Origin of the sequence: Vibrio sp. OY15 (genome assembly GCF_000742455.1) — a bacterium.
GTDB lineage: Bacteria > Pseudomonadota > Gammaproteobacteria > Enterobacterales > Vibrionaceae > Vibrio > Vibrio alginolyticus.
Map to the genome: position 1 here is coordinate 320,177 of NZ_JPIL01000009.1, position 24,647 is coordinate 344,823.

Annotated in this window: 23 protein-coding genes; 16 read left to right on the top strand and 7 right to left on the bottom strand. The window is 43.4% G+C overall.

Going from position 1 to position 24,647, the window contains the following annotated elements; translation table 11 throughout:
- Window positions 1-77: 77 nt before the first annotated feature.
- Window positions 78-692: a LysE family translocator gene (locus tag IJ23_RS11965; protein WP_017819876.1), complete on the top strand. Its 615-nt coding sequence runs from the start codon at window positions 78-80 to the stop codon at window positions 690-692.
- Window positions 693-834: 142 nt separating this feature from the next.
- Here the strand turns inward: IJ23_RS11965 and IJ23_RS11970 are convergent, their stop codons facing one another.
- A complete protein-coding gene (locus IJ23_RS11970) occupies window positions 835-1,056 on the bottom strand; it encodes a hypothetical protein (protein ID WP_021035939.1) in 222 nt (73 codons plus the stop codon).
- A 240-nt stretch (window positions 1,057-1,296) separates the two neighbouring features.
- Complete coding sequence (locus IJ23_RS11975) at window positions 1,297-2,730, bottom strand: glyceraldehyde-3-phosphate dehydrogenase (RefSeq protein WP_005373606.1); 1,434 nt, start codon at window positions 2,728-2,730, stop codon at window positions 1,297-1,299.
- A gap of 615 nt (window positions 2,731-3,345) precedes the next feature.
- Here IJ23_RS11975 and IJ23_RS11980 point away from each other — a divergent pair.
- Window positions 3,346-5,982, top strand: a complete 2,637-nt coding sequence (locus tag IJ23_RS11980; RefSeq protein ID WP_033906366.1) for a hybrid sensor histidine kinase/response regulator — start codon at window positions 3,346-3,348, stop codon at window positions 5,980-5,982.
- Between the two features lie 74 nt (window positions 5,983-6,056).
- Here the strand turns inward: IJ23_RS11980 and IJ23_RS11985 are convergent, their stop codons facing one another.
- Window positions 6,057-7,394: an MATE family efflux transporter gene (locus IJ23_RS11985; protein WP_005385628.1), complete on the bottom strand. Its 1,338-nt coding sequence runs from the start codon at window positions 7,392-7,394 to the stop codon at window positions 6,057-6,059.
- A gap of 121 nt (window positions 7,395-7,515) precedes the next feature.
- Complete coding sequence (locus IJ23_RS11990) at window positions 7,516-7,830, bottom strand: DUF496 family protein (protein ID WP_005373603.1); 315 nt, start codon at window positions 7,828-7,830, stop codon at window positions 7,516-7,518.
- 241 nt (window positions 7,831-8,071) lie between these two features.
- On the opposite strand from IJ23_RS11990, the gene IJ23_RS11995 reads away from it, so the two are divergent.
- The 8 genes from IJ23_RS11995 to IJ23_RS12035 all read left to right on the top strand — a co-directional run bounded on the left by IJ23_RS11995 (window position 8,072) and on the right by IJ23_RS12035 (window position 16,304).
- Window positions 8,072-8,275 carry a hypothetical protein gene (locus IJ23_RS11995; protein WP_031777159.1) on the top strand — a complete coding sequence of 68 codons (204 nt, stop codon included), beginning with the start codon at window positions 8,072-8,074 and terminating at the stop codon, window positions 8,273-8,275.
- A gap of 165 nt (window positions 8,276-8,440) precedes the next feature.
- On the top strand, window positions 8,441-9,091 hold the full coding sequence (locus tag IJ23_RS12000) for a YceH family protein (RefSeq protein WP_005373594.1): 651 nt from the start codon (window positions 8,441-8,443) through the stop codon (window positions 9,089-9,091).
- Window positions 9,088-9,405 (top strand): GIY-YIG nuclease family protein, encoded by a 318-nt coding sequence (locus tag IJ23_RS12005; RefSeq protein ID WP_005373593.1) that lies wholly within the window; start codon window positions 9,088-9,090, stop codon window positions 9,403-9,405. The genes IJ23_RS12000 and IJ23_RS12005 overlap by 4 nt, the downstream gene beginning before the upstream one ends.
- A gap of 330 nt (window positions 9,406-9,735) precedes the next feature.
- Window positions 9,736-10,833, top strand: coding sequence for an autoinducer 2-binding periplasmic protein LuxP (locus tag IJ23_RS12015; protein ID WP_005385634.1), 1,098 nt, complete (start codon window positions 9,736-9,738; stop codon window positions 10,831-10,833).
- Entirely contained in the window at window positions 10,833-13,409 is a 2,577-nt protein-coding gene (luxQ, locus tag IJ23_RS12020; RefSeq protein ID WP_033906367.1) for a quorum-sensing autoinducer 2 sensor kinase/phosphatase LuxQ, read from the top strand. The genes IJ23_RS12015 and luxQ overlap by 1 nt, the downstream gene beginning before the upstream one ends.
- 295 nt (window positions 13,410-13,704) lie before the next feature.
- A complete protein-coding gene (locus IJ23_RS12025) occupies window positions 13,705-14,160 on the top strand; it encodes a MarR family transcriptional regulator (protein WP_033906368.1) in 456 nt (151 codons plus the stop codon).
- A gap of 35 nt (window positions 14,161-14,195) precedes the next feature.
- Window positions 14,196-15,254, top strand: a complete 1,059-nt coding sequence (locus IJ23_RS12030; protein ID WP_017635178.1) for an HlyD family secretion protein — start codon at window positions 14,196-14,198, stop codon at window positions 15,252-15,254.
- 12 nt (window positions 15,255-15,266) lie between these two features.
- Complete coding sequence (locus IJ23_RS12035; protein ID WP_033906369.1) at window positions 15,267-16,304, top strand: DUF2955 domain-containing protein; 1,038 nt, start codon at window positions 15,267-15,269, stop codon at window positions 16,302-16,304.
- Window positions 16,305-16,306: 2 nt separating this feature from the next.
- Here IJ23_RS12035 and IJ23_RS12040 read toward each other — a convergent pair whose 3' ends face one another.
- The gene (locus IJ23_RS12040; protein ID WP_017635180.1) at window positions 16,307-16,969 is read right to left on the bottom strand and encodes a flagellar brake protein; all 663 of its coding nucleotides are present in this window, start codon (window positions 16,967-16,969) and stop codon (window positions 16,307-16,309) included.
- Between the two features lie 95 nt (window positions 16,970-17,064).
- A complete protein-coding gene (locus IJ23_RS12045) occupies window positions 17,065-17,991 on the bottom strand; it encodes a DMT family transporter (RefSeq protein ID WP_025767932.1) in 927 nt (308 codons plus the stop codon).
- Between the two features lie 148 nt (window positions 17,992-18,139).
- Between IJ23_RS12045 and IJ23_RS12050 the strand changes: the two genes are divergently transcribed.
- Window positions 18,140-18,595 carry an Lrp/AsnC family transcriptional regulator gene (locus tag IJ23_RS12050; protein WP_005373581.1) on the top strand — a complete coding sequence of 152 codons (456 nt, stop codon included), beginning with the start codon at window positions 18,140-18,142 and terminating at the stop codon, window positions 18,593-18,595.
- Between the two features lie 5 nt (window positions 18,596-18,600).
- On the top strand, window positions 18,601-19,224 hold the full coding sequence (locus tag IJ23_RS12055) for a class I SAM-dependent methyltransferase (RefSeq protein ID WP_033906371.1): 624 nt from the start codon (window positions 18,601-18,603) through the stop codon (window positions 19,222-19,224).
- A 526-nt stretch (window positions 19,225-19,750) separates the two neighbouring features.
- Here the strand turns inward: IJ23_RS12055 and IJ23_RS12060 are convergent.
- Window positions 19,751-20,299 carry a hypothetical protein gene (locus IJ23_RS12060; protein ID WP_017635183.1) on the bottom strand — a complete coding sequence of 183 codons (549 nt, stop codon included), beginning with the start codon at window positions 20,297-20,299 and terminating at the stop codon, window positions 19,751-19,753.
- Between the two features lie 103 nt (window positions 20,300-20,402).
- Between IJ23_RS12060 and IJ23_RS12065 the strand changes: the two genes are divergently transcribed.
- The 4 genes from IJ23_RS12065 (at window position 20,403) to secF (ending at window position 24,627) form a co-directional block, all read left to right on the top strand.
- Window positions 20,403-21,071 carry an SH3 domain-containing protein gene (locus IJ23_RS12065; protein ID WP_005385650.1) on the top strand — a complete coding sequence of 223 codons (669 nt, stop codon included), beginning with the start codon at window positions 20,403-20,405 and terminating at the stop codon, window positions 21,069-21,071.
- A gap of 168 nt (window positions 21,072-21,239) precedes the next feature.
- Window positions 21,240-21,719, top strand: a complete 480-nt coding sequence (locus IJ23_RS12070) for a hypothetical protein (protein WP_033906372.1) — start codon at window positions 21,240-21,242, stop codon at window positions 21,717-21,719.
- Between the two features lie 164 nt (window positions 21,720-21,883).
- Window positions 21,884-23,722 (top strand): protein translocase subunit SecD, encoded by a 1,839-nt coding sequence (secD, locus tag IJ23_RS12075; RefSeq protein WP_033906373.1) that lies wholly within the window; start codon window positions 21,884-21,886, stop codon window positions 23,720-23,722.
- A gap of 2 nt (window positions 23,723-23,724) precedes the next feature.
- On the top strand, window positions 23,725-24,627 hold the full coding sequence (secF, locus tag IJ23_RS12080; protein WP_005373567.1) for a protein translocase subunit SecF: 903 nt from the start codon (window positions 23,725-23,727) through the stop codon (window positions 24,625-24,627).
- The last annotated feature ends 20 nt before the right edge of the window (window positions 24,628-24,647 follow it).

The window sequence follows — 24,647 nt, forward strand, 5'->3', positions numbered from 1 at the left end:
TGATTAGTATGAATAACTTTGATTTCTAATTATACCTCTTCCGTTGATAGAGTGAGCTTCAAAGAGGGGAGATTCTTATGACACTAACAGTTTGGTTATCACTTTTTACCGTGTGTTTATTAGGGGCTATGTCACCAGGTCCCAGCTTAGCTATTGTCGCTAAGCACTCGTTGGCTGGTGGACGTATCCATGGATTAGCTACGGCTTGGGCTCATGCGTTTGGCATTGGTATATATGCGTTTATTACTTTGATTGGGCTCGCTGTTGTTTTGCAGCAAAGCCCGATGCTGTTCAAGACGATTAGCCTTGTGGGTGCGGCATATCTTGCGTATTTAGGGTTTAATGCTTTGCGTTCAAAAGGTGGTGTGGCTGCGAAGTTGGAGTCAGGTGAGGAAACAACGGTAATCCAGTCTGCGCGAGAAGGCTTTTTTATCTCGATTTTAAGTCCCAAAATTGCTTTGTTTTTTATCGCATTATTCAGTCAGTTTGTCGCGCTCGGTAATGATTTGAGTAATCAGATGATCATTGTTGCCACGCCGTTTGTTGTGGATGGGCTTTGGTACACCTTTATTACCCTAGTGCTATCGAGCTCTAAAGTCGTTGACAGAATTCGCTCTAAGGCAGTGTTGATTGATCGTTTGTCAGGGGTAGTACTCATGCTGCTGGCTCTTAGAGTGGTCGTAACGGTATAGACAAGCTCGCAAGACAGAAATACTAAAAGCAGCCCGTGTGGCTGCTTTTCAAAAAAGCACCCTGCCATTTTAAGGACAGGGTTAAAGCAAGAAGTTTCTCAGGAGCGGTCGGGGGAGAGAAACTCATCTAAATCTTATTTACTTACCGGCGAACCTCTTCAAATTCACCTTCAATCGCATCTGCTTTACCTGTATTAAATTCATATTCTTCGTGCATTTCTCTCTGCATTTTCTTGACGCGATTTTCAATACGCTTGCCGGTAATTAATGCTGCGATGGTCAACGGAATCGCAATGATCAAGCTAAATACTAACGTAAAAAAGCCGGTAATCAGTGCTAGTGCAGTTACAATAATCCGATTCATAATCATGACCTCTCTGTAATTTATGTGCTCAGATTAATGCTGTGAACATGAACAAAACATGAATGCTGACGTTCACTTTGTCCGGAGAGTGTCAAATGAATGAAACGAAAAAACGCCTGAGGGTGATCAGGCGTATAAACGGGGAAAAATATTAGTAATGCGCATGGCGCTTATTATTTAGAACAAATATGAGATATTGTCCGCTACGCTATGTGGTTAACGTTGTGGAGCAAAGTTCACCTATCGAGGGAATGTTTGGTAACGAACACCCATCATTTGTTCCATACAGTGCACAACTTGGCAGCTGTAACCGAATTCGTTGTCGTACCAGATGTAAAGTACACAACGCTTGTCTTGTGCGATAGTCGCTTGACCATCTACGACGCCTGCATGGCGAGAGCCAACTAAGTCAGTTGATACAATTTCTGTTGAATCGGTGTAGTCAATCTGTGCCGAAAGCTCAGAGTTCAACGCCATTTCACGCAAGTAATCGTTCAGTGAATCACGGTCTACGTCTTCACCTAAGTTTAGATTAGCGACTGCCATAGAAACGTTTGGTGTCGGTACGCGAATCGCGTTGCCTGTTAGCTTGCCTGCAAGCTCTGGCAATGCTTTAGCAACTGCTTTTGCCGCACCTGTTGAAGTCAGAACCATGTTTAGTGAAGCACTACGTCCGCGACGGTCACCAGAGTGGAAGTTGTCGATCAAATTTTGGTCGTTTGTGTATGAGTGCACGGTTTCAATATGGCCAGAAAGAACACCATATTTATCGTTCAGAGCCTTAAGGACTGGCGTGATTGCATTTGTTGTACAGCTTGCCGCAGAGATGATGGTGTCATCTTCTTTAATTACCGACTCATTTACACCGAATACAACGTTTTTGATGTCACCTTTACCTGGTGCTGTTAGCAGTACTTTCTCTGCGCCTTGACACGCTAAGTGTTGGCTCAGGCCTTCAGAATCACGCCAAACACCTGTGTTATCAACAACTAGCGCGTTATTGATACCGAAAGCTGAATAGTCTACTTCGCTTGGGTTATTTGCGTAGATAATTTGGATGTAGTTGCCGTTAACGATCAGTGCTTTACGCTCTTCATCGATAACAATACTACCGTTGAACTGGCCGTGAACTGAGTCACGACGCAGCAGGCTAGCACGCTTCTCCAAATCGCCTTTTTTACCGCCACGAACCACAATCGCACGTAGTCTTAGTGGGTAACCTGGACCACTTTTCTCAATGAGAAGGCGAGTAAGTAGTCGACCAATGCGACCGAACCCGTAAAGAACCACATCACGCGCTTTCAGTGAAGAATCTGCGTCGCGAGCGCCATCAAGTGCAGTGATAAGGAAATCGTTTAGAGAGCTTGTATCGTCATGTTCATTCCAGTACATAGTTGCCAATTGGCCGACATCGACACGGCATGAAGAAATGCTCATTTCACAAAGCGCTTGAATAATAGGCATCGTGTGCTCAAGCGAAAGTGGGTTACCGGTATAACGTCTTGCAACGCGATGAGTTTTGAGAATGTCTATAGTAGTAGCATTAATAAGCGTTTTACCAAACAGAACCACTTCGATTCCTTTTTGACGATATAGCTTACCAATTAGAGGGGAAATAGATTCAGCAATCGTTTGGCTAGTTTGCCAGTCTTGGAGATATTTCTCTGGACTCATTGTTGTATTAGACCTTTCACGTTTTGGGGGCTAACCATACTCTCTGTTGTTGCCTCTTCGGCAGCGTGCAAGAGTGTGGTGGGTTATGTAATCGGGTTGTAATAGTTATGTGTGCGGATTCTAAGGTCGGAGTCCTTATTCTGCTAGGAAAATTAAATCCAGTGTAAAACACTACTTAAGGGGACGTTAGTGGTGGATTAATGTGACTAAAGCAGTGGTTTTCACGTATTGACATTTAGAAAGTAACTTACTTTTTTTGCGATGATAACGTTTGCTTTCAAATTAGTTTTGTTGACAAAAATGGATATTTTGCATTTTTGTGTGATTTTCCTCGATAAGGCAACTCAATAGGTAAACATACAATAGATGATTTCCTGAAAAGTGAGGCGACTCTTAGTTGTGAGTGAAACTTTATTGTTTGCATCCAACTTTAAGATCAAAAAATATGACTTGAATCACAATTGCCACTTCATTAGCCGATGATAAAACACTCACAATAACCATAGTCTAGGTAGGTGAATGTTGTTTGAAAGTAACAATGTCGTATATGCCTTTCAATGCGGGAAACTAGTCTAATATTAAATAAACGGATGAAATCAACCATTAGGCTGATGGATGTTGAGATTATCAATAAAAACACGCTTAGCACTCCTCGCACTATTACCCGCTGTGGTAATCGTGGTATTTGCAGTTCAGCAGTTTTCTGATAATGCGTTGCGCGTGAGCCGTCTCAATCAAACGGTTAGCAATATTCAAGGTTTCCAATTGATATCCAAGGCCTCCCACTTTATTTACTCCATAGAGAAAGTACGCCGACAGCCTGATCTTCAAGTCTCTGCAGCCATTAATATTGAAGAACAAGGTGAAGTTATTTCTTCTTTGCATCAAAAGTTTGTGAGTAACCCTAATACTGCTGAGTATGCTGATGAACTGAAAGAAGCCATGCTGGGGGTATTGTCAGGTAGATTGAGTGAGATGGACGACCTGGGTGATTGGGCATTTCAACAGCTCCAAAATATGTCGCGCTCTTTGTTGCAAAATCATCAATGGTATGGCAGTGACGATGGCATTCGCATGCAAAATTTTATTGCCTACCTTGCTCAGCTCTCTTTTTGGACACAGAAAGAAGCTTGGCTGACGAACCGTTTAGTCCAAGACCCTAAGAGTCGGCTAAGTCAAAGTATGTTTTATCAGGCGATTGACCGACAGCAGCAAAATTTGGATGCGTTTTTAAACTTAGGTGGGTCATACGAGCAAGTGGATAAATTGCTTGGCTTGTTTACTTCGCCGAGATATCAGAGAAACTTGGCGTCTCGCGGACAATTAATGTCAGGAGACATGTCACAAAGTGACTACGCCGCGTATTTAAAAGAACTCGATTTTCGTGTGCAGCGCTTACAAGTGCTCATCGATGGGTTCACCAAACAAACTGAGCAGTCGCTTCTCACGCAGGTTCATGAACAAAAGGCCAATATAGCGATGATCAGTTTTGGCGTTGCCTTAGTGGTTATCCTGCTTTGTTGGCTCGGATTTAGTACTTGGTTCCGCGTTAACAGCAAACTCGATGCGATCATTCATACTTTAAACGCGTTGATCAACTCCGAAGAGAAGCAAACAAAAGTCAAAGTTGATGGAAGTGATGAACTGACCATTTTTGCTCAGCAAGTGAATCGAGTGGTTGAAGAAATGCACAGACAAACTGAAGAAATACTGCATGCAAAAGAGTCAGCAGTATCGGCTAATCGTGCAAAATCTGTGTTTCTTGCCAACATGTCACATGAAATCCGCACGCCCCTTAACGGGATCATGGGCATGACAGAAATACTCTCTCAAAGTGAGTTGTCTTCGCATCAACAAGAAGTTGTTGATGACATTGACTCCTCATCTCAAACGCTGCTTACTTTACTTAACGATATATTGGATCTCTCTAAAATCGAGTCTGGACGATTGGAGCTGTCACTAGTAGAAGCGGATATCCGAGAAGTCGTGTATCAGTCGATGATTTTATTCCAATCCAAAGCAACATCTAAACAGCTAAAGTTAGGTATTAATTTAGCTGAAAATATCCCCATTCGCGTGATGGTCGATGATCATCGTGTCAAACAGGTAGTTACGAATCTGGTATCGAATGCGGTTAAGTTTACCGAAAGTGGGCATGTATGCGTTGATGTTAGTTATGAGGAGTTACTTGAGAAAGAACGTGGAGTGCTGACGTTTAAAGTAGAAGATACCGGAATAGGCATTGATCAAGATAAGTTAACCACGATTTTTGAACCCTTTACTCAGGAAGATGAAGGAGTGTCGAGGCAATTTGGCGGTACAGGGTTGGGTTTGGCAATTTGTTGTCAGCTTGTGTCGATGATGGGGGGCAAGCTCGTAGCAACATCTACAAAAGGAGTGGGCACATGCTTTGAATTCTCGATTGAGGTTGAAGCAATTCCGGTGTTTGGCTGGCGTTCTGAGGTGATTAATAAAGGGCTTTTGATCTGCTCAAATTACGACTACGCCGACCAAGTATTAAAAGAGTGTCGCTTAGCGAAAATCAATCTCTTTGGTGTTAATAATGTGAATGAAGTGCAAGCGATAAATGATGACTTTGATGTCATATTTCTGTGCCACAGTAACGACGCTAATACCGATGAAATCTTGGATAATCTATCATTTAATTACGATCTTCGTCGTGTGATTATTTGCCAGCATCATTTATCCACTCCCTACGAAAATGCAGAAAAAGTACATGCCGTACTCACATTACCTTTCCTTGGCAATCGATTTAAGCATGTCATTGATGATTTAGCTAAGGTTGAAAAGACTATATCAAGTGACAATGTCACCAATAATGTTGTCAGCTCTGAATATCGAGCGTCGCGCTCTCATCGGAGGATCTTAATTGCGGAGGATAACTTGATGAACCAGAAAATAGCGAGTTTCTTTCTGGATAAAGCAGGTTATGACTATTTGATAACAAGCAACGGTCAAGAAGCGTTAGAAGCCATCACAAAGGGAGAAGAATTCGATGCAATTTTAATGGACTGCATGATGCCCGTGATGGATGGACTGACCGCGACGAAAGAAATTCGTCGTTGGGAAAAGAAAGCAGGACGTGAAAAAACGATGATTATCGCACTCACTGCGAGTGTTTTGGAAGAAGACATCCACAACTGTTTTGCGGCAGGCATGGATGCTTATTTACCTAAGCCGTATAAATCGAACCAGTTGTTTGAGCTCTTTAGTGAATTAAAACTCGCCTAGCTAACATTTCAACTTAGACAAGGTGTCAAAACGATTAAGCCCCATTTCAGGGGCTTAGTTCTGATTATTCATCGTTACGCGTTGGCTTGAGCGCCTGCGAGTTTGCGTATGGTTTGGCGATAGGTTAGGTATGCGGAAACACCAGCTAACAGGTTGCCGATACAAGCGCCTAAGAGTAAACCTCGGATTCCATCCATTTGAGCGCCAACCCACAAGCACGGTAGGAAAAAGACAAACAAGCGCAGCGCTGAAATAGTGAGCGCGGTGTAAGATTTGCCTAATGCATTACAAAGAGAAACCATTAGCATACAAACCCCTAATGAACCCAAACTGATCGGCACTATCAGTAAATGCATTTCCAAGACTTGCTCCACTTGCACATCACTTGTCATCAATAATGCGAGTGGGTTTGCGACGGCAAATGTAATGGCAGCAATCAAAAGTTGGAAACCTAGAATGAATTTTACGGCAATACTGACGAGCCTTTGGATATCTTCATAGTTCTTTGCTCCAAGTAAGCGTCCAACCATTGGAGGCATAGACATTGTCAGCGCCAAGACCGAAACGATAGCAAAGAACTCATAGCGTGAACCAAGCGCCCAAGCGGCGACTGCTGCGGTTCCAAAGCTTGCCAATAATTTTGTTGCTAGCATGGAAGACAACGGTGGCAGCAGTTGGCTAATCATCGCAGGGCCCATAATGTTACCGATAGATGCAACACTTTTGGCTACGTTAAGATCTTGCCATTGTGTTGTTGCCCAGTGATTCTTTTTCACGCGAGGAGCGACGACTAAAATACCAAACCCAAAAGCGACGATGGTTGCTATTGCCGCTCCGTTAATACCCAAGTCAAACGTGAAAATAAATAGCGGATCGAGTACAAGGTTCACGCCGCTGGTTATCATCATCATTGTGCCAGGTAACATTGTATTGCCATTAGCTCGGCAGATACTGTAATAAAAATACAAAACCGCACCAGTCCATGAGCTTAATAACCACCAAGGCCAGTAACTGTCGATTATCGGCATAACAGATTCTGGAGCGCTTAATAGAGCTAAAATGGGGTAGCGCAAAAGCCAAATTAGCCCGCCAAAAATAGCGACACCAATTGAGCCGATCATCAATACCAATCCGCCAAGTTGTTTGGCATACCGACTTTCATTCGCCCCAAGAGCTTTAGAAATGACCGCTGTCGTTGCGATCCCTAGACCGACTTGAATGCCGATAATGACCATTTGCAAAGGCAGAGTGAAACCTTGAGCGGCTAACGGTAAAACGCCGAGCTGACCGATAAACGCGCTATCCACAAGCTGAAAGCTCATTAAAGACAGAACGCCAAAAAGCATTGGCCAGGTCATCGTAAATAATTGTTTTGCAAGCGTTGGTTGTGTACTTGTCGTAGTTGAAGACATAGAAAGCTGAATGCGTTAGGAATAAGAGTTAGATTGATTGTACACGGCGGTTAGTTTAGAGACAAAAATAAACCCCGAGGAAGATATTCTTGCTCGGGGTTCGAAAATCTAGCTTACGCGTTTATTTTTTGCCGCTAGTTTGCTTGTCTTCTTCAGTCAGCTCACGAATGCGACGGCTGATGTCACGACGTGCTTTAGAGATCTCAGCGCTTTTAATGATGTGGTCATCAACACGATCTTCATAGTCTGCTTTCATATTTTTGATGATTGCGACGATTTCATCGTGAGTCATTTCTGGTTTGATGTAGTCTAGAAGGTTTTCTAGAAGATCAACACGTTTACGGTTATCACGAACTTTCTTTTCGTTATCAAGAAGCTCACGTTTTAGTTTGTTTTTACGACGAGCTTGGTTAACGATTTCAAATACGCTACTCATAGTTCTCTTTCCTAATTTTATGAATATCTTCCTCGATTAAAGCACAACATCCAGTGGCATAACAGTCTTTAGATCAATAGCAATGCAGAGTTGAACATTTCTCAACCAATTGCACTGTGTCCATATAATCGTGCTGCTTTCTTCGAGTTTTGGCCAACATCGTAGAATCCATCGATTCATTGTCATAACGTGGCCTTCACTATATTATCAACACCATTGAATGCAAAATGATGAACTTGATATGGACTCTGGTAACACTGCGGAGCAAGTAAATAGTCAAGATAATGAGCAAGTCACTCGCTCTGTGGCTGAAAAGTTAAAAACGGCGTATATTAACGCTCGCGAGCAACTCGAAATCATCGAAGTTGAGCTTAATCGTTCAAAAATAATGATGGTCGACCAAGATGGCAATTTGACGAGAGTGCCGATTCTCTCGGAGCATTGATACCTGACCCTATTCGTAAGGGGTGTCAGGTCTTACGCTATGCTTTAGCCTGACACCAACACCTGAACCGCTAACGCTTCTTGCACTGCTGTGTGAATTTATGGCGTATGATTTCGAAGCGATTTAGGTACAAAGTCAAATGCAAAAATAATAAGGAAATGCATTATGAAAGTTGAGCTAACGGCAATTGAAGCACGAGTTATTGGTTGCTTGATCGAAAAAGAAGTCACTACCCCAGATCTTTACCCCCTCAGCCTAAACGCATTAACCAACGCGTGTAATCAAAAAAGCAACCGTGATCCCGTGATGTCACTCTCTGAGTCAGACGTTCTCGATGCCGTTGATGCTCTTATTGAGCGCAGGCTCGTCAGTGACGAAAGTGCGTTCAACAGCCGCGTCAGCAAGTATCAACACCGTTTCTGTAATACGGAATTTGGTGATTTAAAGCTGACAGAGCAGGAGAAGGGCATTGTATGCTGTATGCTTTTGCGCGGTGCTCAAACACCTGGGGAAATTCGTACTCGTACTAATCGTCTCGCGACATTTCATGATGTAAAAGAAGTGGAAACGGTCCTTGAGCATTTAGCAAGTGAAGAGAAAGGACCATTAGTGGTCAAATTACCACGTGAGGCTGGTAAGCGGGAGTCGCGTTATATGCATTTGTTCTGTGGTGATGTTGATGCGTCCGAACTTGCAGCGCCTGTGTCTGCTGCAAGCTCGAGCTCCGATCGAGTAAGTCAGCTAGAGCTCGAAGTCGCTCAGCTGAAAGAAGAGCTGGATGAATTAAAAGCTAAGGTTGAGTCACTGCTTTCATGATGGAAAATACAACGCAGCGTTGGAGTGTCTACCTGATACGAAATAACCGCAACGCGTTGTATTGTGGTGTTACCAATGATGTTGAACGAAGATTCAATCAGCACCAAACCGGAAAAGGAGCGAAAGCTTTGAAGGGAAAAGGCCCTTTGGTATTGGAATGGTCATCGGATTTTGACTCAAAGACGCTTGCCATGCGAGCAGAGTACTATATTAAGCAACTAACTAAAGCGAAAAAAGAGCTGCTCGTTATGTCAAAAGCAAATATTGTCGTCGACGAACATCAACAAATGATGTTAGAGATAGTGGCACTCTGATAAGCCCTTGCTACGCAAAGATACACGGAAACCGCCTATGTCACATTGGCGGTTTCTTTTTGTTTTTGGAGTACCATGTAGGAATAAACTGACGCATAATGGGCTGGTGTTCTGTTTAAAGGTCCTGAATATGAAAAGCGCGAAATGTCTCTACGTTATCGAGACAAAGGAAGCGACTCAATGTACTTTATTTGCATCCACTCAGACCAAGAACCAATTTACTATTGAAACAGGCACTAAGAGGAAGGTAGATTACAAGAGTATAGGATGACTCGGCTAGGTAATGAATAGAGCTGAATTAGGCTCATAAAAAAGCTAAAAGAGCAGTAGATGAAAAAAGCGTTAGTATTCTCCCTGATTTCAATGGCCGCTTTTGCGCCGAATGTGCAGGCCACCCAAGTTCTTAATGGGTATTGGGCATATCAAGAGTTTTTAGACCAGTTTCCACAACAGAAGCAGTTAACTAGTGCGTTGGCTGAAGTGGTAAGAGAAACCCCTGTACCCGTAGCAAAAGACAAAAAGCGTCCACTGAAAATTTCTGTTGTTTATCCAGGGCAGCAGATCTCTGATTATTGGATTCGAAACATCGATGCGTTTGAAAAACGCCTAGATAAGCTTGATATCGACTATCAACTAAATCAAGTGTTTACTCGTCCTAATGCAGATATAAAGCAGCAAAGTTTGTCTTTAATGGAGGCGCTGAAAAGCAACTCCGATTACTTGATCTTTACTCTAGATACCACAAGACATCGTAAGTTTGTTGAGCATGTCTTAGATTCAAAGAAAACCAAGTTAATTTTACAAAATATCACCACACCTGTTAGGGATTGGGAACATCATCAGCCGTTTCTTTATGTTGGTTTCGACCACGCAGAAGGAAGTCGTGAATTGGCCGTTGAGTTTGGCAAGCGTTTCCCTAAACATAGCCACTATAGTGTTCTCTACTTCTCAGAGGGCTACATTAGTGACATCAGAGGCAACACTTTTATCAACCAAGTGAACCGCGATAATCAATTTGAACTACAATCTGCTTACTACACCAAAGCAACAAAGCAATCTGGGTATGAAGCTGCAAAAGCCAGTTTGGAGAAGTATCCGGACGTTGACTTCATTTACGCGTGTTCTACCGATGTAGCATTAGGTGCTGTTGACGCTCTTAAAGAGTTAGGTCGTGATGATGTCATGATCAATGGTTGGGGCGGCGGTTCAGCAGAGTTAGAGGCGCTTTCTAAAGGGGAGTTAGACGTTACCGTTATGCGTATGAACGATGATACAGGTATTGCAATGGCTGAGGCCATTAAGTGGGATTTAGAAGGAAAGCCAGTTCCCACCGTTTACTCTGGTGATTTTGAAGTCGTTACCAAATCGGACTCTCCAGAAAGAATTGAAGCATTAAGAAAACGTGCATTTAGATACTCAGATAATTGATGACAACTACATCAAAAACAAGAAAGCGTCGCTCACTGTCGACGCTTATTACCAAAATAATTATTCTCGTACTTGCTCCGATCATTCTAGGCATCTTTGTTCAGAGTTATTACTTCTCGAAGCAGATTATTTGGCAGGAAGTCGACCGAACCAAGCAGCAGACCTCTGCCCTGATCCTGAACATTTTTGATAGCCATTTTGCAGCGATTCAGATTCATCACAACAGCAATTCGAAAAGTGATGTTGTATTGGATTTTTATACAGAACGTGATGAAGAGGCACTCAATTACTTTTTCATGAGTATTGACCAGAGTGATCCTTCCCATACACCAGAGTTTCGTTTCCTAACCGATCATCAAGGTATTATTTGGGACGATGGCAACGCGCATTTCTATGGCATCAACAATCTGATACTTAGCCGACTTGCCAGTCAGGTGACCTTTAGCAACAACTGGTATTATCTACCCTCACAGACCCCGATGGGAACTCGCCATCTGTTACTTCGTCGCGTACCCGTTTTACAACCTAAAACCGGTGAAGTGATGGGGTACTCTTACAATGTTGTTGTTTTAGATAATAACTTTGGGTTGATGGAAAGGTTAAAAAATGAAGGCAACGTCGACAATGTTGTGTTGGTCGCTAACAACACACCATTGGCAAGCTCATTAGTAGGAGATGAGGCTTATCAAATATTTGACGTACTCAAACGACGAGAGTCCCAGCACAAGCTTGACCAATTATTGATCATCAAAACCCCTATTGAGGTAAATGCCGCCGAGACTGACTTGTGCTTGCTTACTGTGCAAGACAATCAGAGCGTGGTGACATTGCAAATCCAACACCTGCTAGCAATGCTAGCCTCAGTTATCGGTATGGTCATGATTGCGCTGATGACTAAAGAATGGATCGAGAATCGAGTAGTTGAAGAGTTAGGATCCCTGATGGCATATACCCGCTCGGCTCGTGAAGAAAAAGGATTTGAGCGTTTTGAGGGGTCAGATATTGAGGAATTCGATCATATTGGTTCGACACTAGAAAACACTTTTGAAGAGCTTGAAGCACAAAAGCGCTCTTTCCGCGACCTGTTTAACTTTGCGTTATCACCTATTATGGTGTGGTCTGAATCGGGTGTACTTGTCCAAATCAATCCGGCAGCACGCAAAGAGTTAGTCATGGAAAACGATGTTGAAACCATGCACCCAGTGTTCAAAGGTTTCAAAGAAAAGTTGATGCCACACCTTCGCATGGCGGCTCAGGGAGCTACGTTGACAGGCGTTAATGTGCCAATTGGAGACAAAGTATATCGCTGGAACTTATCGCCGATTCGAGTTGATGGAGATATTAGCGGTATTATTGTTCAAGGTCAGGATATAACCACACTTATTGAGGCGGAAAAACAGAGTAACTTGGCGCGCAAAGAAGCGGAAAAATCTGCTCAAGCCCGTGCCGACTTTCTGGCTAAAATGAGCCATGAGATCCGAACGCCAATCAATGGAATTTTAGGGGTTGCTCAATTGCTAAAAGACTCTGTGGAAACAGAAGAGCAGAATAACCAAATTGACGTACTTCGGCATAGTGGTGAGCACTTACTTGCTGTTTTGAATGATATTTTGGACTTTTCGAAGATTGAGCAGGGTAAGTTTAATATCCAAAAGCACCCGTTTTCTTTCACTGATACACTTCGAACGTTAGAAAACATTTATCGTCCTATTTGTGAAAGTAAAGGTGTCAACCTTGTCATTGAAAACAAAATAGATCCCAATGTTGAAATCTTTACTGACCAAGTTCGTCTGAACCAAATTTTATTCAACCTAGTCAGTAATTCTGTGAAGTTTACGCCCTCGGGTAGCGTGCGCTTGCATGCGGAACTGGAGCAGTTCTATGGTGCTGACAATAGCGTGCTGGTCGTGGAAATTACGGATACAGGTATCGGCATCGAGTCTGACAAACTCGACCAAATGTTCGAACCTTTTGTTCAAGAAGAAGCAACAACGACTCGAGAATACGGCGGCAGTGGCTTAGGGCTGACCATTGTGAAGAGCCTTGTCGACATGCTGGAAGGTGATGTTCAAGTCCGCAGTCAGAAAGGCTTAGGAACGACTTTTGTCATTACAATGCCAGTGAAAGATCGTGAGCGAGTACTCACCCCTCTTGATTCGAGTTTGCGTGTTAAGCCTGGTGAACTATTTGCAGAGAGTCTCAAAGTGTTGTTGGTAGAGGATAACCATACTAACGCATTCATTCTAAAAGCGTTTTGTAACAAGTACAAAATGCAGGTTGATTGGGCGAAAGATGGGTTAGAAGCAATGGAATTCTTAAAAGATCATACTTACGATTTGATACTGATGGACAACCAACTTCCGCATCTTGGTGGAATTGAAACGACCAAAGAGATCCGACAAAAGCTAAAACTAGGCACGCCAATTTATGCGTGTACTGCTGACACCGCGAAAGAAACCAGTGACGCCTTTATGGAATCGGGTGCGAATTACGTGCTTCTCAAGCCGATTAAAGAAAATGCGCTCCATGAAGCATTTGTGGATTTTAAGCAGCGGTTCTTAGTCGAGCGAACATGAATAATTGGCTCACTACGAGATAACCCAATTATTCATTATCTGAAAAGCACAACACCATGACTGTGGGTTGTGCTTTTTTGTATCTGACCCTTTTACTCTTATACAAATCAGACTTTATTGGTCTCGACGTTTGTTGTGTACATCGCTGCATTTCAAATTCAAACATAGTGTTGTGTTACTTAGATTTCTGCCCCTTCACTGACACACCCAATGTGATTTCAATCACAAAAAGATATTTACTTAGCGTGCTAACTATTTTATATTGCTTAGCACGCTAAGTAATTGAGTAGATCTTATGATTCAAGACATCAACAGTTTGCGAGACCTTTCTCTGGCTGAAAAATTATCTCGTGTTGCTCGTTTGTGGAAAATGGTTGCAGATCGCGAGTTAGAGCCTTTAAACCTAACGTATCCGCGTTGGACTGCGTTATGGAAGCTTTATCGAATGGGTGACAACATCAGTCAGAAGCATTTGGCTGAAGCGCTTGAGATCGAGTTAGCGTCGTTGATGCGAACATTAAAATTATTAGAAGAGCAATCTCTGATCGTTCGCTATTGCTGTGAACACGATAAGCGAGCACGTATTGTTAGCCTCACAGAAGAGGGGAAAACCCTACTAAAGCAAATGGAGGCTCGAATTCTTCAAGTTCGAAGCAAGCTCCTAACGGACATCAACGACCAGGAACTTCAGCAGCTTTCATTGATTCTTGATCAGATTGCTCACAATGCGCTTGATTCACTTAGCGAATAAGTCAGAAAACCGAATTAAAAGAGAAGTAAACGCCTATGACTCCAGATCAAAAATTCGCACGTTGGATCAAATATTCTTGCGTCGCGTTTGTCCTTGTCTTTGCCTATTTTCTAGTTGCAGATCTCGCCATGCCGTTGACGCCTCAGGCAATGGCAACGCGTGTGGTAACTAAAGTGGCCCCCCGTGTGAGTGGGCAGATTACACATCTTTATGTTGCCAACAACCAAGAAATAAGCCAAGGCGATCTACTATTTCAGATTGATCCCCAGCCTTATCAGCTTGCCGTAGAAAAGGCTCAACTTAACCTTGAGCGTGTGATTCAAAACAACGAACAACTTGATGCTTCTATTGCTGCGGCAAAAGCAGACGTTGAAGCGAGTAAAATCGTGGCGGAACAAAAAGTTCGCGAAGCAAAACGTCTTAATACCCTGTTTCACCGTAATGGTACTTCGCAACAGCAGCGCGATGACGCACAGAGCAGTGCAACGGCAGCTAAAGCGAACTTACTGGCCGCACGTGCTCGTTTAAAAGAGTTGGAAGTAAACCGCGGTGATTTAGGCGCAACGAATGTGAATATCCGCGTGGCGCAAAACCAGCTAAAACAAGCGGAACTTAATCTGTCTTACACTCAAGTCTCGGCGGAACATGATGGCGTTGTCGCTAACTTGCAGCTGGAGACGGGGGCCTATGCGGCAGCTGGTACACCTCTTGTCGCTTTAGTCTCCGATGACGTGGATATCATTGCCGACTTTCGTGAAAAGAGTTTACGACACTTTAATCAGAACAGCCGTGCGTTAGTGGCTTTTGATAGCTTACCTGGTGATGTATTTGAAGCTCGTATTACGAGTGTGGATGCCGGGGTCAGCTCGGGTCAATTCGATGCGGACGGTCGCTTAGCAACACCAACTGACTCAAACCGTTGGGTGAGAGACGCGCAGCGCTTACGTTTACATTTAGCTATCGATGAACCTCAGCAGCGCGCATTTCCAGCAGGGGCACGAGCAACCGTGCAGTTGTTGCCAGAAAACTCATTATCTGGTTGGTTAGCGAGGTGCCAGATCCAATTCTTGAGTCTTCTTCATTATATTTATTAACGAGGAGGCGATATGAAGTTATGGGACCACCCCATGTCGGAAAACGACTTCCGTCAGTGTTTGCGCATTGCAACTGGTGCGACCATTGGTTTCACTTTATGTAAAGTATTTGGTTGGAACTATGGCGTATTCTTTACTGTAACCCCGATGCTGTTACTTGGAATGGTGCCAGTCATGAGTCTACATGCCGCACGACAACTGATTTTTTCAGCGGTTGTGTGTGGATTAGAAGTTGGTGTGCTTGGTGGGTTATTTGGTGGGCACCCAGGCATGATGACAATCATTGCATTCGGGTTGTTCCTGTATAAATTCGCCTGTATGTCAAAAGGGAGCTTATTCTTATTTGGAGCGAACAGCGTACTGAGCTTAAGCATCATGCTGCACTTTACGAGTTATCCAACCACTGACTTAAATGACCTAATCTTTAGCAATCTGCAAGCGAATGTTATTTCAGTGATCGTTGCTTATGTGGTGACATTTTTGATTCCCGATGCGGAACCTCGTCAGCCACCAGCGAAACCGTCGCAGCCTAAACAGAGTCATCGCATGCGTCATGAAGCCCTTATGGGGGCGAGTATCGCTACAATGTCTTTCCTTGTATTCCAGCTATTTGACCTCAGTGACTCTATGTCTGCTCAGGCGACAACCTTACTTTTATTGTTTCCTATGCATTGGAACGGTGCTTTAGGGTATGCGCGAAAAAGAGCAATGGGGACCTTGATGGGGGTGACCTTTGGTATTGTCGGACAACTTGTATTATACGATTGGTCGGATACCTTATTGTTTATCGTCCCATTGCTTTGGATTGGGGCTATGATGTTCAGTTATATGCACGTGAAAGAGTCTAGCGGTTCGGGAGCCGGATTTGGCGGTTTAACCACATTAGGCATTTTGTTCGGCCAATATCTTACTCCGGATGGTGACTTAATGTTCAGTGCGCTGTATCGCGTGAGCAGTATTTTGTTTGCTATTGTTGCGACGCTGCTTGTGACCTATACGGTTCACAGAATACTCAACAGCTTTGAGGCGACGCGCTTTAGCGAGCAGTAAGTTCAGACGTTACTGGTTAGAAAGGATTGCTCCAGTAACTCTGTTTTTAGTTCGTGAGTCATCTCAATGGGACTGGCAAACTTAATTCCAACTACCCATCCCTTCACCAATTTCTTAATGTTGGCAATGACACATCGATTTTCTTCTCCGATATAGTGGCTTAACGGGCATTCGATGGTAACACTCTCACCCACGTTGAATTCGGGCTCAATCAAGGTTGATATACCAACACCTGCTAGAGAGAAATCGATAAGGCTACCGTCGTAGACATTCCCTGCATGAATAACGTTACAGTCCATTTGCAACTTGTAACGCTCATGTTCCCGAACTGGTTTGGTTGCAAATGTTCCTGGAATGCGGATAAACAAAAGGGGGGATGGTCGAACGGTCGTCGTCAGCACGCTGGACTTAAACGCAATGACATGGCCTAACTCCGTATCTGATACACCACGCACGATGACATCGGCGTTGGGGAGTTTTCTCATCACTTGCTCTTCAAGCAAACGCATTGGTATATCAAGAATCAAATAAGCATTTTCTTTCATCCCCAGATAGGTGGTGGAATACGTATATTGATCCTTAGGCCCAAATTCGAAATTAGTAGAAAGCTTCATTCCCGGTTTGAGAAACCTATGCAGTTCATCTTTAGTATGAGTGGCTGGCATCACATTGGCGTTTTAATTTTTTAGTTAAGCTGAGGCTATCAAAACGCCATTTTGTTATTCAAGATAGTAAGGCATAAGTTTTTGTAAAATCATCGCTATCTGTGAAGTGGTGGGCGATAAGTTTGGTTCATTCCATCTTTCATAAAGATTTGGCTTGCCACAATACTGCCGCATGTGACCAACATCAGCGCTAACCAAGTGAGAGAATCTGGTTGTTCACCAAAAATTGGAACGGCAAGAAGTGTCGCGACGACTGGAGTTAATGAACCAAAAGCAGCGCTGGCTTCGGCACCGATGATCCTAATTGCATAAATGAAAGTGAAAGAAGCGATTAAACCTGCGCCAACACCTTGTAGCATCGCGTGGCCAAATAACTCCTCCCATGGCCACTGGCTGAACGGTGTTACCACCAAATAACTGTCTACCCACCCGAAACCAACAGCGATGATGAGCAGAGCCAAAGACGCGATTGCAACGAATCCTGCACAGACGTGTGCATTAAGATTGGCGACACGAGCGCTGATGGTGAAAGCAGCCCACATGATGCTGCCAGTTAGAAACAGGATATGCCCTTGTAATTGAGACCAGTTGTACTCTGCGCCGCTATTAGAAAGAAGGAATACGAAAATCCCTAACAGCACCGTAGAAAGCCCGATTAAGCGGTGAGCACTCAGCGACTGTTGATAACAAAGTACCGCGATAGCAGAAACAAACAATGGCAAAGTGCCAGGTACTAATGCACTGCCGTGCGCCACGGGAGCGAAATGCATAGCCGTTCCGACGACCAGAAGATAGGGAAGGCCGCTTCCAACCACAACACCAACCAGGTAGCGTTTAGGCACTACGCGTAGCGACTGTTTATGCTTAATCACAAATGGTAATAAAATTATACTTGGGATGAGAAAGCGAACTAACGCGATATCGGCTGGCTGCAAGGCAGAAATTGCGCCCCCTTTTAAAGAAATAAAGAAACCAGACCAAAGCAGTAAGGTCGTTAATATAGCTGCGTATCCCAAGATCATTATCGACATGTCCATTTGTAAATGATGTGTTAATTGTTGAATAAAACTCTTGCCAAAGGGAGGCAAAGTTTGACGTGATTAGGCTTGATGTTGGTGATAAATTGCGTATAAGTGTTAATTGTTGGTGATTAAAGGCACGGAAGAATAAATGGATAAAATTGACAGGCAACTTATCAACCTAATGCAGAAGGATGCCACTCTGACAACGGCAGAACTTGCTGATCAAGTAGGGCTATCGGCATCACCTTGTGCAAGACGCATTAAGCGTTTGGAGCAGGAAGGTGTAATAAGTGGTTATCGAGCTATTGTGTCCAGAGACACTGTAGGCATCGCAATGACTGTATTTGTTGAAGTGAGTTTAAATAACCACCAAGCTTCTTCGATTGATGAGTTTGAACATGCCGTTGTTGAGATGGATGAAGTGATCTCATGCCATGTCGTATCAGGGGCCTATGATTACCTGTTAGAGGTGGTCAGTAAAGATCTCGCTGGTTATGAAACATTTACTAGAAAGTTACAGCGATTAGAAAATGTGAAAGATATTCATACCCACCTGGCGATTAGACAAGTGAAAGGAAATGGCAGTTTGCCGATTTATGCATAAGAAAGATGAAATTTTTCGATAGACTTAAGATTGCCCACTATCATCGAAAGCGATATAGACAGTTTGGTAAAGACAGAGCCCGAACTTTGGGATGGGCAGATAAGTATAGTCAGAACAGCCGTTTTGAGGCGTTGTGCCGAGGGTTAACGTTAGACGGTTCAAGTATTTTAGATATTGGGTGCGGCTACGGAGACTTGTTAGCGTTTATCGAACTTACGGGGTTGCATCCTCAAAGCTATATTGGCATTGATCAGCAAAAACAATTTATCTCTGAAGCCAGAAAACGAGATTTTCGTACGCAAAGTAAGTTTATATGTGGCGACTTTTCAACGTTGGTATTGCCTCGTTGCGACTTTGTTTTTGCTTCCGGATCATTGAACTATCAATCCACCAACCCAAATCATACCATTGAAATGATTGATAAAATGTACCGAGCGACAGAGAAAGGTTGTGTGTTTAACTTGTTGGATGAATCAAAACTACCCAGCATGAAAATGTTAGCGTCGCACAATAAAGAAGGTGTCTTTCGCTATTGTCGGTTGCTGTGTCCGAATACACGATTGATTGAGGGATACTCCGAGCACGACTTTACGATTGCCATGATCAAAAAAGCGGGGTCCGTTTCCTGACTCCGCTTTATAAATTCTTAAGCCTTATTGGTTTTTGTATTGTGAGATTTCACAGTTACCTGTGTATCTATCAACCTTGAATGAGAACGCGGCTGAATGGTATTCCCTCCCATCACTCCATATTGTTTCTCCGAAGATTTTACACAGATCCAAATCACTGATTGAACCGAACTCTTTTACGTGCCTAACTACTGACAAAAACTTGGCTTTGGTAGCATTAGGACATTCCCTGTTACTTAATCGATTGATAACCATGTTTGTAGCATCATCTCCAGCCAAATGTGACTTTTTATTAAATTTTATTAATGGCTAAACTAACCAAAAAATGTCCATAAGTAAAGCATTAATGTGACGTATGTCTCTATAAATTGACTGTCTTGGTCATGGTTTAGTCAAGTTTGTCAAAGGGAACAATCCCATTATTTACATTTGATATCATTCACGACTAAGGAAAGATAAAAAGTACGAATAACGTCCAATATTGGAGTGAAAAACCAACATCGTCTATTCAAAACTGGCTCTGTTTTTACTTCGAAACATCTTGAGCGTATTGAAGCGCTCGGGCTTCTTTATCATAGACTTGTGACAGAGTTTGATATTGTGAAGAGAGGCGCTTGTAATCTTCAGCAAGTTCCAAAGCGTTGGTGTTATACCATTCCGCAGTTATTTGATTGGCTGTTTTGTTTGACTCGCGGCACTTCTGGGCCAGTATCTCCCACCCATTTGCTGACCATTGGGATTGTGTGCTCAATTTAAGCAGCTGATTCGCTTTAGTTGTGAGCTCTTCTTTGTATTGAATCGATGCTTTTAATTGCGCTTTGAACACATTTTGGTTCGACTTGGCACGCCAAAGTAGCACGAGCTCATGCAGTGAAAAGGTTTCGGACAATAACTGACGCTGTTTATGTTCGGTCAAAAGTGTATTGAATACCTCAACATGCTGATTGTAATTGGACTCTAAACGATTGAATTGGGTAAGATTGTCATTCCACGACGATGGGTTACATTGAATATTGGCGTGCCCCGTTATCGGGAACAGAAGAAATAGTAGTATCCAATTGAGTCTGTTGATCATTATTGCTCGCGTTAGTTGACCTGCTCTTTTGAGTATATACCCAAATTTCTACGACATGCGTGCTGCTGGTGGGATAAGAATAAAGAATGAAAAGGAAAAGGGCATGAAGAAAATTCTCGTCGCATTGATTGTCATGCTGTTGCTCGGCGGAGCGGGGGCTGGATACTATTTCTTCTTTATGCAGAAAGATGAACCTGAAGCACCAAAGGCTACACAAGTCGAGCAATCGTCACTGCAAAAAGAAACATCTAAACCGATTCTGGATTTAGAAGCCGTTCCCCCGGAAGTTACCGAGTACTACGTTATTGAGCGTCGTGTCAATGTTTACAACAAGCCTAACCCTAATGCTTTAGTTGTCGATACGCTCTATAAGGGAGAAAAAGTATCGGTGTTAGAAAAAGTAGATGGGTGGTACCGAATCTCCGGCTATCTTGTCTATGAAGAGGGTGGAGAAGAAAAAGCCGAATGGTTGAATGCTGAAGGGTTATCGGATGCAGAGCCAGTTATTAAAGAGCAAGAGCGCTTAGAGATATTGGATGAATACCTACAGAAGTCGGATGATTTAAAAGTTCACTTGGATATTTTCCGTAAGAAAACACAGCAATTGTTAGACGATGAAACCTGTGATCCGAGTGATTTTGAGGAGCTCGGAGGCTGGGTTCGTTCTGTGACGTTCAAAAAGCGCAACGTTTACTTCATCTATTGTGGCGGTTTGGAGCAAGAGAACAAGATCTACTTAGATGTTGATAAGGGCGATATTTTTTATCGATAACTCACGACCAATTACACTAGTTCTCTAAAGACGTTTTGATAAATGCAATAACGATGCAAACCTGAAATCAGAGATTTATAACTTTTTAGTTGTGAACCATAATCAATAGGAATACTATCAACGAGTCAAGTGACCTAACTTGGCTCTTTGTGTTTTTAGTGAGTTCCTATGTCTTGGATTTACCTTAGAAAGTTGATTTTGCTGCTATTTGCAATGGTATTGCTACCAGTGCATGTATCTGCTGCGCAAATCGACCACAAGGCTCACGTACCGCACTTTTCTAAGCTACAACCTTTTGTAGCCGCAAGTGTATCGCCAAACTCTTCCGTCGATTTTTCTGAAGTCTCAGAAGAAAGCTCTCAATCTCCAGTATCTGAAGGCCATGCAAGTCTCGATTCCGTTGCTTTGTTTAACTCTCAGCGCTGGACGTCTTACTTACGGGAAGGGCTTGATGACGAGCACGTAGATTTTGTCGGCGATCTCACTACTCCGTTTTACGCTGATGCGGGTTACGCATACAGCTTGATGGACATTAACTGGCGTCACAACCAGTCCACATTTTATCATTTCACAAGCGATCATCGCATTTCTGGTTGGAAAGAGACCAATGCCATGTACGTCGCACTCAATAGTCAGTTTTCTGCCTAAACACCATTTATTTGCACCATTGTGCACTCTTAACACGACGATTGTATTCGACAGGACGTGAGCGTTCTGAGCATTTCATACCCTGAATTTATTCTGGGAGCATCTGTCGTGTGTTAAGCCTTGTTATTAAAAGCTTCACTTCATCGTGAAGGGATGATGTTTACATGAAAAAAACACCAAAGCAGCAAAAGAACAGAAAGCTGATGAATCACTACTCAGCTTGGAAATATGTAGTATTAATCACGACGGTCATTATTTTAACCCTAAGTGCTATACCAACTTGGTTTGGCGAACAGCCTTCTATCCAGTTGACGTTTTCGGAGCAAAACAACAGTGAAATGTCGGTTGTTCATCTGAATCAACTGCTAAAAACCAACCATATTTCAGCCGACAAAATCATCGAAAAAGACGGCAAAACAACCATTGTATTCGATGGTGAAGATGCGCAAAGTAAAGCTCGTGTGTTGTTAAACAAAGAGCTAAATAAAGACGACAGCATCACTTTCTCATACGTATCGGTTGCGCCAGAATGGTTGAATGAGATGGGCTTTAGCCCAATTAAGCTCGGTCTTGACCTTCGTGGTGGCGTTCAGTTCTTGTTGAATGTTGATGTGAATAAAGCGTTTGAAGAACAACGTGATGCATTGATTGATGAAATCAAAGCGAACCTACGTGATCAACGTGTTCGTGGTGTGCAAGTTCGAGCAGAAAGCGGCAACCGAATTACGGTAAACAGTGACAGCGAGCAAGCATTGTCGGAAGTGAACAAGTTCTTGCGTCAAAACTACCCGGGCTGGATTTCAAAAAGTTCATCTCGTGGCTTTGTGCTTGAACCAAGTGAACAAAATATCCAAGAATTTCAATCGTCGACTCTTCAACAAAACCTGAAGATCATGCGTGGTCGTATTGAAGAACTTGGTATCACAGAAGCACTAGTGCAACGCCAAGGTAAAGAGAGCATTCGAATTGAGCTCCCTGGTGTACAAGATCCTGCTCAAGCGAAAAACGTTATTGGTGCAACAGCAAGCTTGGCGTTTTATGAAGTGAAAGATGCGAGCCAAGCACACAGCAGCCAAGATCTTGTTCTTCAAGATAATGACGGTCGTACTGTGATTTTGGCAAAACGACCAGTTCTAACGGGCAAGCACATCGTGAACGCTCGTGCTGGTGTCGACAAAATGGGCATGTCAGAGGTAAATATTTCTCTTGACCACGCTGGTGGTAAGAAAATGAGTGACTTCTCAGCAACTCACATCGGCAAGCCAATGGCGACCGTTTACCGAGAGTACAAAACAAACGATCGCGGTGTAACTGAGCGTAGTGAGCGCGTTATCAGCGTCGCAACTATTCAATCTCAACTTGGTAGCCAGTTCCGTATTACTGGGGCAGGTAGCATGGACGATGCACAGCAGTTAGCGCTATTACTTCGTGCGGGTTCACTAACTGCGCCGGTTACTATTGTGGAAGAGCGAACAATCGGTGCTTCTCTGGGGGCAGAAAACATTGAAAACGGTTTTGCAGCACTGGCTTTAGGTATGGGACTAACACTGACCTTTATGGCACTTTGGTACCGCCGCTTAGGTTGGGTAGCAAACGTGGCGCTTTGTGCCAACATGCTTTGTTTGCTTGGCTTAATCGCCTTGTTACCAGGAGCGGTTCTAACGCTTCCGGGTATTGCCGGTTTAGTGTTAACCGTCGGTATGGCAGTAGACACCAACGTTATTATCTTTGAACGTATTAAGGACAAAATGCGTGAAGGTCGCAGCTTCGCTCAAGCGATTGATCTTGGCTTTGACAGCGCATTCTCGACCATCCTTGATGCCAACATTACTACCATGATCACCGCCGTGATTTTGTACGCCATCGGTAATGGCCCAATCCAAGGCTTTGCCTTAACACTCGGATTAGGTTTGTTAACCAGTATGTTTACAGGCGTATTTGCCTCTCGAGCAATGATCAATTTAATTTGGGGCCGCGATGCCCGTCGTGATGTGAGGGTTTAATCATGGTCGAAATGCTAAAACAAAATATTCGTAAAATTCGCTACTTTACTACGCTAGTTTCCATCATTTTAACGGTGATCGCGATCGTCGCTCTAGGCTTTAAAGGGTTGAACCTAGGTTTGGACTTCACTGGTGGTATGGTGACAGAAGTAAAGGTAGATAAGCAGCTAACTAACCATGATCTGCTTGACGTTCTGCAACCAAAGCTTGGTGAATCTGCGTCAGTGACACGCTCTGGTGAAGATGGCCGTTGGGTGATTCGTTACTCTGCGCCGGAAGATGGACAAACGTTGCCAAGTGTAGAAGAGGTGTTGAAGCCAATCTCTCACCAAGTTGATGTTGTCAGCAACAGTATAGTTGGCGCTCAAGTTGGCCAAGACTTGTTTGAACAAGGTGGCTTAGCATTGTTGATTTGTGTGTTGAGTATTCTCGGTTACTTGTGTTTCCGTTTTGAGTGGCGTTTGGCCAGTGGTTCACTGTTTGCTTTGGCCCATGATGTGATCTTAGTGCTTGGTTTCTTTGCAATTACTCAAATGGAGTTCAACTTAACTGTTTTTGCTGCTGTGCTGGCGATTTTAGGTTACTCATTGAATGACTCGATCATCATTGCAGACCGAATCCGTGAGCTGTTGATTGCGAAACAGAGTTGGAAAACAGAAGACATCAATGACCAAGCTGTTATCGCGACGTTTTCACGCACTATGGTGACATCTGGTACGACATTGATCACTGTTGGTGCATTATGGATTATGGGAGGAGCGCCTTTGGCTGGTTTCTCAACCGCCATGTTTATTGGCGTTCTGTCGGGGACATGGTCTTCGATTTCGATTGGTACTGTGCTGCCTGAGTGGTTGAAACTGGAGCCGAAACATTATCTTCCAGTTGAGATCGACGCTGCGCCGTAGCATTATTTTTAAGGTAAAAG

Bases quoted from the DNA above. Each gene is read 5' to 3' on its own strand.
- IJ23_RS11980 (WP_033906366.1), top strand. From the start codon at position 3,346: ATGTTGAGATTATCAATAAAAACACGCTTAGCACTCCTCGCACTATTA.
- secF (WP_005373567.1), top strand. From the start codon at position 23,725: ATGGTCGAAATGCTAAAACAAAATATTCGTAAAATTCGCTACTTTACT.
- IJ23_RS12050 (WP_005373581.1), top strand. From the start codon at position 18,140: ATGGATAAAATTGACAGGCAACTTATCAACCTAATGCAGAAGGATGCC.
- secD (WP_033906373.1), top strand. From the start codon at position 21,884: ATGAAAAAAACACCAAAGCAGCAAAAGAACAGAAAGCTGATGAATCAC.
- IJ23_RS12030 (WP_017635178.1), top strand. From the start codon at position 14,196: ATGACTCCAGATCAAAAATTCGCACGTTGGATCAAATATTCTTGCGTC.
- IJ23_RS11990 (WP_005373603.1), bottom strand. From the start codon at position 7,830: ATGAGTAGCGTATTTGAAATCGTTAACCAAGCTCGTCGTAAAAACAAA.
- luxQ (WP_033906367.1), top strand. From the start codon at position 10,833: ATGACAACTACATCAAAAACAAGAAAGCGTCGCTCACTGTCGACGCTT.
- IJ23_RS11975 (WP_005373606.1), bottom strand. From the start codon at position 2,730: ATGAGTCCAGAGAAATATCTCCAAGACTGGCAAACTAGCCAAACGATT.
- IJ23_RS12040 (WP_017635180.1), bottom strand. From the start codon at position 16,969: ATGCCAGCCACTCATACTAAAGATGAACTGCATAGGTTTCTCAAACCG.
- IJ23_RS12000 (WP_005373594.1), top strand. From the start codon at position 8,441: ATGAAAGTTGAGCTAACGGCAATTGAAGCACGAGTTATTGGTTGCTTG.
- IJ23_RS12005 (WP_005373593.1), top strand. From the start codon at position 9,088: ATGATGGAAAATACAACGCAGCGTTGGAGTGTCTACCTGATACGAAAT.
- IJ23_RS12045 (WP_025767932.1), bottom strand. From the start codon at position 17,991: ATGATCTTGGGATACGCAGCTATATTAACGACCTTACTGCTTTGGTCT.
- IJ23_RS11995 (WP_031777159.1), top strand. From the start codon at position 8,072: ATGGACTCTGGTAACACTGCGGAGCAAGTAAATAGTCAAGATAATGAG.
- IJ23_RS11985 (WP_005385628.1), bottom strand. From the start codon at position 7,394: ATGTCTTCAACTACGACAAGTACACAACCAACGCTTGCAAAACAATTA.
- IJ23_RS11970 (WP_021035939.1), bottom strand. From the start codon at position 1,056: ATGAATCGGATTATTGTAACTGCACTAGCACTGATTACCGGCTTTTTT.
- IJ23_RS12015 (WP_005385634.1), top strand. From the start codon at position 9,736: ATGAAAAAAGCGTTAGTATTCTCCCTGATTTCAATGGCCGCTTTTGCG.
- IJ23_RS12035 (WP_033906369.1), top strand. From the start codon at position 15,267: ATGAAGTTATGGGACCACCCCATGTCGGAAAACGACTTCCGTCAGTGT.
- IJ23_RS12025 (WP_033906368.1), top strand. From the start codon at position 13,705: ATGATTCAAGACATCAACAGTTTGCGAGACCTTTCTCTGGCTGAAAAA.
- IJ23_RS11965 (WP_017819876.1), top strand. From the start codon at position 78: ATGACACTAACAGTTTGGTTATCACTTTTTACCGTGTGTTTATTAGGG.
- IJ23_RS12070 (WP_033906372.1), top strand. From the start codon at position 21,240: ATGTCTTGGATTTACCTTAGAAAGTTGATTTTGCTGCTATTTGCAATG.
- IJ23_RS12060 (WP_017635183.1), bottom strand. From the start codon at position 20,299: ATGATCAACAGACTCAATTGGATACTACTATTTCTTCTGTTCCCGATA.
- IJ23_RS12055 (WP_033906371.1), top strand. From the start codon at position 18,601: ATGAAATTTTTCGATAGACTTAAGATTGCCCACTATCATCGAAAGCGA.
- IJ23_RS12065 (WP_005385650.1), top strand. From the start codon at position 20,403: ATGAAGAAAATTCTCGTCGCATTGATTGTCATGCTGTTGCTCGGCGGA.